The organism is Gallibacterium genomosp. 1, assembly GCF_000771875.1.
Classification (GTDB): Bacteria; Pseudomonadota; Gammaproteobacteria; order Enterobacterales; family Pasteurellaceae; genus Gallibacterium.
In genome coordinates, this window is sequence record NZ_JPXX01000044.1 from 23,195 (window position 1) to 30,251 (window position 7,057).

Annotated in this window: 6 protein-coding genes, 2 tRNA genes and 2 rRNA genes; 5 read left to right on the top strand and 5 right to left on the bottom strand. The window is 35.8% G+C overall.

The window, feature by feature from the left end; all coding sequences use genetic code 11:
• Positions 1–247: 247 nt before the first annotated feature.
• Complete coding sequence (locus JP36_RS10875) at positions 248–1,633, top strand: DASS family sodium-coupled anion symporter (RefSeq protein ID WP_039174654.1); 1,386 nt, start codon at positions 248–250, stop codon at positions 1,631–1,633.
• Positions 1,634–1,811: 178 nt separating this feature from the next.
• On the top strand, positions 1,812–2,744 hold the full coding sequence (gene coaA, locus JP36_RS10880) for a type I pantothenate kinase (protein WP_039174656.1): 933 nt from the start codon (positions 1,812–1,814) through the stop codon (positions 2,742–2,744).
• Here the strand turns inward: coaA and JP36_RS10885 are convergent, their stop codons facing one another.
• Positions 2,745–3,059, bottom strand: coding sequence for a DUF2322 family protein (locus JP36_RS10885; RefSeq protein ID WP_039174658.1), 315 nt, complete (start codon positions 3,057–3,059; stop codon positions 2,745–2,747).
• Between the two features lie 41 nt (positions 3,060–3,100).
• Between JP36_RS10885 and JP36_RS10890 the strand changes: the two genes are divergently transcribed.
• From JP36_RS10890 to pyrG, 3 genes are all read left to right on the top strand, one after another.
• Entirely contained in the window at positions 3,101–3,715 is a 615-nt protein-coding gene (locus tag JP36_RS10890) for an ABC transporter ATP-binding protein (RefSeq protein WP_039174660.1), read from the top strand.
• Between the two features lie 9 nt (positions 3,716–3,724).
• Positions 3,725–4,498, top strand: coding sequence for an ABC transporter permease (locus JP36_RS10895; RefSeq protein ID WP_039174662.1), 774 nt, complete (start codon positions 3,725–3,727; stop codon positions 4,496–4,498).
• Between the two features lie 137 nt (positions 4,499–4,635).
• Complete coding sequence (pyrG, locus tag JP36_RS10900) at positions 4,636–6,273, top strand: glutamine hydrolyzing CTP synthase (protein WP_013746174.1); 1,638 nt, start codon at positions 4,636–4,638, stop codon at positions 6,271–6,273.
• Positions 6,274–6,580: 307 nt separating this feature from the next.
• Here the strand turns inward: pyrG and JP36_RS10905 are convergent.
• From JP36_RS10905 to rrf (JP36_RS10920), 4 genes are all read right to left on the bottom strand, one after another.
• Positions 6,581–6,656, bottom strand: a tRNA-Trp gene (locus JP36_RS10905).
• A 14-nt stretch (positions 6,657–6,670) separates the two neighbouring features.
• Positions 6,671–6,747: transfer RNA gene (locus tag JP36_RS10910), tRNA-Asp, on the bottom strand.
• Positions 6,748–6,756: 9 nt separating this feature from the next.
• A 5S ribosomal RNA gene (gene rrf, locus JP36_RS10915) occupies positions 6,757–6,872 on the bottom strand.
• 52 nt (positions 6,873–6,924) lie between these two features.
• Positions 6,925–7,040, bottom strand: a 5S ribosomal RNA gene (rrf, locus tag JP36_RS10920).
• Positions 7,041–7,057 lie beyond the last annotated feature (17 nt).

The following is a 7,057-nucleotide window of genomic DNA, read 5'->3' on the forward strand; positions in this document are numbered from 1 at the left end:
TGTAAGCGAGATCACATTTTTGATGACGATTTTTAGAAAAATAAATTTATTTATGTGATCAAAACTATATAAAAATAAAAAATGAACAATTTTTTGTTGTTTTTTGATACAAAAATGGGCAGAAAAAATTTAAGCGACAGAAAAGTTGTTCACTAGCTCACAATTCTGGATTTACTTTCTGACGAAAGTATTGCTATCTGGTATATTGAAAATTAAATAATGCTCGTAAAGTAAAGGAGGATACATTATGACAAACAACAAGTCTCCAACAGTTTGGAGCAGATCAAGTTTAATCTTAGGCATAGATATTCTGATTTCATTAATTTTACTATTTAGTCTACCATTTGAACCTCAAGTCAATAAAGGTTTAACTTTATTGGTTTTCGTTGGGATCCTATGGTTGACGGAAGCGTTAAACGTGACTGTAACCGCACTATTAATTCCGATTTTAGCCGTTGCTATGGGGTTAACTGATACTAAAAAAGCGCTCGTTGCATTTGCTGATCCAACAATTTTTCTTTTCTTTGGTGGCTTTGCGTTGGCAACTGCATTACATATTCAAAAATTAGATCGATTTATTGCTAATAAAATTATGTCTCTTGCCAGAGGAAATTTATTGATAGCAGTCATTTATCTGTTTGTAGTCACTGCTTTTTTATCAATGTGGATGAGCAACACTGCTACTGCTGCAATGATGTTGCCATTGGCAATGGGGATTTTGTCTAATCTCGATCAACAGAAACAACACAATACTTATGTGTTCGTTTTATTAGGGATTGCTTATAGTGCTAGTATAGGCGGAATGGGAACATTAGTTGGTAGCCCACCGAATGCGATTGTTGCCTCTCAATTACACCTCAATTTCTCTCAATGGTTGGGATACGGCTTGCCAATAATGATTTTATTAATGCCGGTAATGATTGCTGCGTTATATCTTGTTTTTCGTCCAAAATTTGAAAAATCATTTAAATTTGAATTTGAACAGATTGAGATTGATCGTCAACGTCTCATTACCTTAGCTATTTTCGTTTTTATTGCACTCTGTTGGATTTTCAGTAGCTCTGTTAATCCGATGTTGGCATCATTATTGGGATTATCCGGAAAAATTGCTAGCTTTGACAGCTTTATCGCATTGTTGGCGGCAGTCTTAATCTGCATCACCGGCGTGGCGAATTGGAAACAGATCCAAGACAACACAGAATGGGGTGTGTTAATGCTTTTTGGTGGCGGTTTAACACTAAGTGCTGTGTTGAAAGATTCCGGTGCAAGCAAAGTGATGGCTGATGGTATTGTCTTTTTGATTCAAGGCGGACATTTCTACATTATTGGTTTGGTTGTTGCTGCTTTCATTATTTTCTTAACTGAATTCACTTCCAATACTGCGAGTGCTGCATTATTGGTGCCTATTTTCATCTCTATTGCAGAAGCTTTAGGTGTACCAGCAATCGGTCTTGCCTTAATTATCGGATTAGGTGCATCTTGTGCGTTTATGCTTCCAGTGGCAACTCCACCAAATGCAATTATATTCGGTTCGGGTCAAATTAAACAACAAGAGATGGTCAAAGCAGGAATTATCCTCAATATTTTCTGCGTATTCCTTATCGCTACTTTTGCCTATGTTTTCTGGCTTTAAATCTGCTTTGATAAAATAAGCCATTATAAAATAAAAGGATTAAATCGATCTTATATCGTTTTAATCCTTTTTAATGTCGTTTTATCTTATTACAAATATTCATTTTGCCTTTTTTGTTCACTTTCTATAACATAGATTTCACTGTTTTTTATTATTTTCATCAAATAAGAAGGATATTGTGAATAAGCACAATACTAATGATTTTTCACCGTTTTTAGTATTTGAACGGGAACAATGGGCTGCACTAAGAAATTCTTTCCCTTTATCTTTAACAGAACAGGATCTAAAACCGCTACTTAGCTTTAATGATGAACTTTCTTTAAATGAGGTTCGTTCTATCTATTTACCCTTAGTTCGTTTATTAAATTACTATATTGATGAAAATTTACAACGCCACGCTGTTATAGAACGGTTTCTTGGTATAAAAAAGCCAAAAGTACCTTATATTATCAGTATTGCCGGTAGTGTTGCTGTTGGTAAAAGCACAACGGCTCGTATTTTACAGACACTTTTAACTCAGCCGGAAAGAAAAGTTGATTTAATTACTACAGATGGTTTTTTATACTCACTGAAAAAACTTAAGCAGTTAAATTTATTAAGCAAAAAAGGATTCCCTATTTCTTACGATACTCAAGCTTTAATTCAGTTTGTTTCAGACATTAAATCAGGCAAAGAAAGCGTAAAAGCTCCCGTTTATTCCCATCTGACTTATGACATTATTCCCGATCAATATACTGAAATTAATCAACCAGATATTTTAATTATTGAAGGTTTAAATGTATTACAACGAAGCCATAAATCGCATAATTTATTTGTATCCGATTTTGTTGATTTTTCTATCTTCGTTGATGCGGAAGAAACTTTGTTGAAACACTGGTATATCAAGCGTTTTCTTAAATTTCGTAAAGGTGCTTTTGCCAACCCGAATTCATATTTCCATAATTACGCTAAACTTTCTGAATCTGAAGCGATAAAAATCGCCTCAACTATTTGGGAAAGTATCAATGGTGTTAATCTGCACGAAAATATTCTTCCGACCCGTGAACGAGCAAGTCTAATTTTAATAAAAGGAGAAGATCACGCCATTAACACCATTAAATTAAGAAAATAATTATTTCAAAACCTTAATTTTCCAATGTTTATCGTTGGTAATTACCGATAATAACAAATCAATATTAGGATGTTTTCCCGGGTTTTCGAGTGCATCCTGATAATGTTCCGCAAACCACTCTAATCCTTGTTGTGCGCTATTTTTATCTAATTCACCATTGTATTTTTGTGCTAATGCGTGATATACCCGTAAAGATCCTAACTTTCCGATGATTGCAGGAATAGTATGCACAATTTCTGTTTGAGAATTTATAATATCAATTTGTTGAATACCTTCGATAGATGGCAAAGTTTGCAAAATCTGTTGAAAATTCATAAATATTGCTCCTCATAATAAGTTTTAAAAAAGGAAATGTTATGTCAATTATTTTATCCGCTGAAAACGTTGTTTTTCAAAACAGGATTCATTACCCCAATATCTATATTGAGCAAGGTAAAGCAACATTTTTTCAAGGGCCGAGTGGATGTGGTAAAAGCACTCTACTTCACCTTTTTAATGCCACATTACCAGTTACACAAGGGAAAATTCTATATCAAAACAAAGATATACAACAATTTGATAAAATTAAACTACGCCACGAAATTTTACTCGCTTCTCAGCAATTATATTTATTTAATGGCTCAATTTTAGAAAATTTTCAGCAATATCATCGTTATAGAGAACATACTTTACCTGATAAGAAACAACTGGAATTATATTTGGATCTTTGCTGCGTTCCATTCTCATTAGAACACTCCGTCAATCAGCTCTCCGGAGGTGAAAAACAGCGAGTATTTATTGCGATTGCACTTAGTTTTTCACCTAATATTTTGATGTTGGATGAACCAACATCCGCACTAGATGCACAAGTTGCCTCACAAATTATGGATAACTTTAAATCATTTTGTTTACCCAAAATGACATTAATTATGATCAGTCACGATCAGAATTTAACCCAAAAGTACGCTGATCAAATTATTTATTTTCATTAGGAATTGATTATGAACAATATTGCCGAAATCCAGATTTTTAATTTTTGTCTAGTTTATCTCCTATTATTAATAGTACTTTTTATTATGAAAAAGTGCGAAATCAATCAGTCTAAACTCTTGTTTATTGCCAGCATTAGAATGACGTTACAACTCATTATTGCCGGTTTTGTACTGACCTATATTTTTAAAAATCCACATCCTATTTTTACAGCACTTTATTTATTGGCAATGATCATCTTTGCTGTACACCGAGTCCTTTCAAAAAATCCTAATTTAAATCAACGCTTTAAATTAGCTATTATCGGCTCTATTTCATTTTCCGGTCTTGCCATATTAGCGTTTTTTATTCTTGTTGTCGTGAAAGAAGATTTCTTTCATCCTCAATATGTTATTCCTTTAAGCGGAATGATTATGGGAAATGCAATGACTGGGGTAAATCTTGGTGTCAAAACATTTCGTGAAAGTTTGCAAAGCGAACGTTCACGAATTGAAGCGTTACTCAATTTTGGGGTAACACCACAAAAAATATTGACACCTTTTGTCAATCAAGCTCTGGAAAGTGCATTATTACCAACACTAAACTCTATGGTTGGAATGGGTATTGTCGCTTTACCTGGTTTGATGACTGGTCAAATTCTTTCCGGGACACTACCTAATACCGCTATTTTGTACCAAATTGCTATTATGATTGCGATTTGTACCGCTGTTTGTTTATCCGTTTTTGGTTCTCTTTATTTCGGTTATCGCTCTCTTTATAACAAAGATCAGCAAATAACATTGTAATTTAACGTGAGATCGCCCAATGGCGATCTCAATCTTAGATTGAGTTAGTTAGCTAAATCCTGTAAACTATCATCCCGTCTTGATACTCAGGTATCTCTTTATATTCCATCCACATTTAAATTAATAGGCATAAAACAATGGCAACAAATTATATTTTTGTCACAGGCGGTGTTGTTTCTTCTTTAGGGAAAGGCATTGCAGCGGCATCTCTTGCAGCGATTCTAGAAGCTCGTGGCTTGAACGTTACAATGATGAAATTAGATCCTTACATTAACGTTGATCCGGGTACAATGAGTCCAACTCAACACGGTGAAGTGTTTGTTACTCAAGACGGCGCAGAAACGGATCTCGACCTCGGGCATTATGAGCGTTTTATCCGTACTAAAATGACCAAACGTAATAATTTTACGACCGGAAAGATCTATTCCGAAGTATTGCGTAAAGAACGCCGTGGCGATTACCTTGGCGCAACAATTCAGGTTATTCCTCATATTACCAATGAGATCAAAGCAAAAGTGATTGAGGGTGCTGCCGGTCACGATGTTGTTATTGTTGAAGTCGGTGGAACAGTGGGTGATATTGAGTCACTTCCATTTTTGGAAGCGTTACGCCAACTTGCAGTGCAGGTAGGCCGTGAAAGAACCCTATTTATGCATCTCACTTTAGTGCCTTATATTGCAACTGCCGGCGAAGTGAAAACTAAGCCGACCCAACACTCGGTGAAAGAGTTATTATCTATCGGTATTCAACCTGATGTATTGATTTGTCGTTCCGATCGCATTATCCCACCAAATGAACGCGCAAAAATTGCACTGTTCTGTAACGTGCCGGAAAAAGCAGTTATTTCATTAAAAGATGTTAATTCTATTTATCAAATTCCTGCATTACTAAAATCTCAAGGACTGGACGAATTTATCTGCCAACGCTTCCATCTTGATTGTCCGGAAGCGGATCTATCTGAATGGGAAAATGTGCTTTATCAAGAAGCCAATCCAATCGGTGAAGTCACTATCGGAATGGTTGGAAAATATACTGAATTACCTGATGCCTATAAATCCGTTAATGAAGCATTAAAACACGGCGGATTGAAGAATCGTTTAACCGTCAACATCAAATATATTGATTCACAAGATGTTGAATCTAAAGGTACAGATTTATTAAAAGGTTTAGATGCTATCTTAGTCCCTGGTGGCTTTGGCTATCGTGGTATTGAAGGCAAAATTCTAACCGCACAATATGCACGTGAAAATAATATTCCTTATTTAGGTATTTGTTTGGGAATGCAAATTGCCCTTATTGAATATGCACGTCACGTTGCAGGAATGAAAGATGCAAGTTCTTCAGAATTTGATAAAAATTGTCCTCAGCCGGTGATTGGATTAATTACAGAGTGGCAAGATGCTGATGGCAATGTAGAAGTGCGTAGTGATAAATCCGACTTAGGCGGCACTATGCGACTTGGTGCACAAAAATGTCATCTAGTAGAAGGCAGCTTAGCGCGCCAATTATATGGTAAAGAAACCATTGAAGAACGCCATCGTCATCGTTATGAAGTTAATAACAAATTGTTACCTCAAATTGAAAAAGCCGGATTGAAAGTAACTGGCTGGTCAGCAGATAATAAATTGGTTGAAATTATTGAAGTGCCTAATCATCCTTGGTTTGTTGCTTGCCAATTCCATCCGGAATTTACATCAACACCGCGTGATGGCCACCCTCTATTCAGTGGATTTATTAAAGCTGCTTATGATTATCAGAAAAAGCAAAAAGCTTAATTAATTAAATACTAAAGAAAGGGGCTAAGCCGTATATTACAACGGCTTAGCCCTTTAAATTATCATTAGATTCCTATAAATTTAACGCTTTTCTTTTTTCACATTTTAAATATCAAGCTAGTAATCGCTTTACTTAAAAAACCCTTCATCATTTAAAATACTAAATGATGCATAAAAACACTTATAGTTTAAATTAAATCAAGAAACAAAAGGATTAAATAAATCGATATCAGTAAGGATTGATATCTCTTCAATAAGGAATAAATAAATGAAGAAAATACTAAACAAAAAATGGAAAAATTATAGATGGCAGGGGCGGAGAGGCTCGAACTCCCAACACCCGGTTTTGGAGACCGGTGCTCTACCAATTGAACTACGCCCCTATTGATAGAAAAAGTGGCGGAACGGACGGGACTCGAACCCGCGACCCCCTGCGTGACAGGCAGGTATTCTAACCAGCTGAACTACCGCTCCGTAAATGATAATTGGCGATGACCTACTCTCACATGGGGAATCCCCACACTACCATCGGCATTACAATATTTCACTTCTGAGTTCGGCATGGGATCAGGTGGTACTATTGCATTATTATCGCCAAAAAATTCTTTTATTTACTAAATACACTAAACGAATGTATTTAGTAAATAAAAAACCTGGCAGTGACCTACTCTCACATGGGGAATCCCCACACTACCATCGGCATTACAACATTTCACTTCTGAGTTCGGCATGGGGTCAGGTGGTGCTATTGCATTCTCGCCGCCAGGATTATCCTGTCTATACA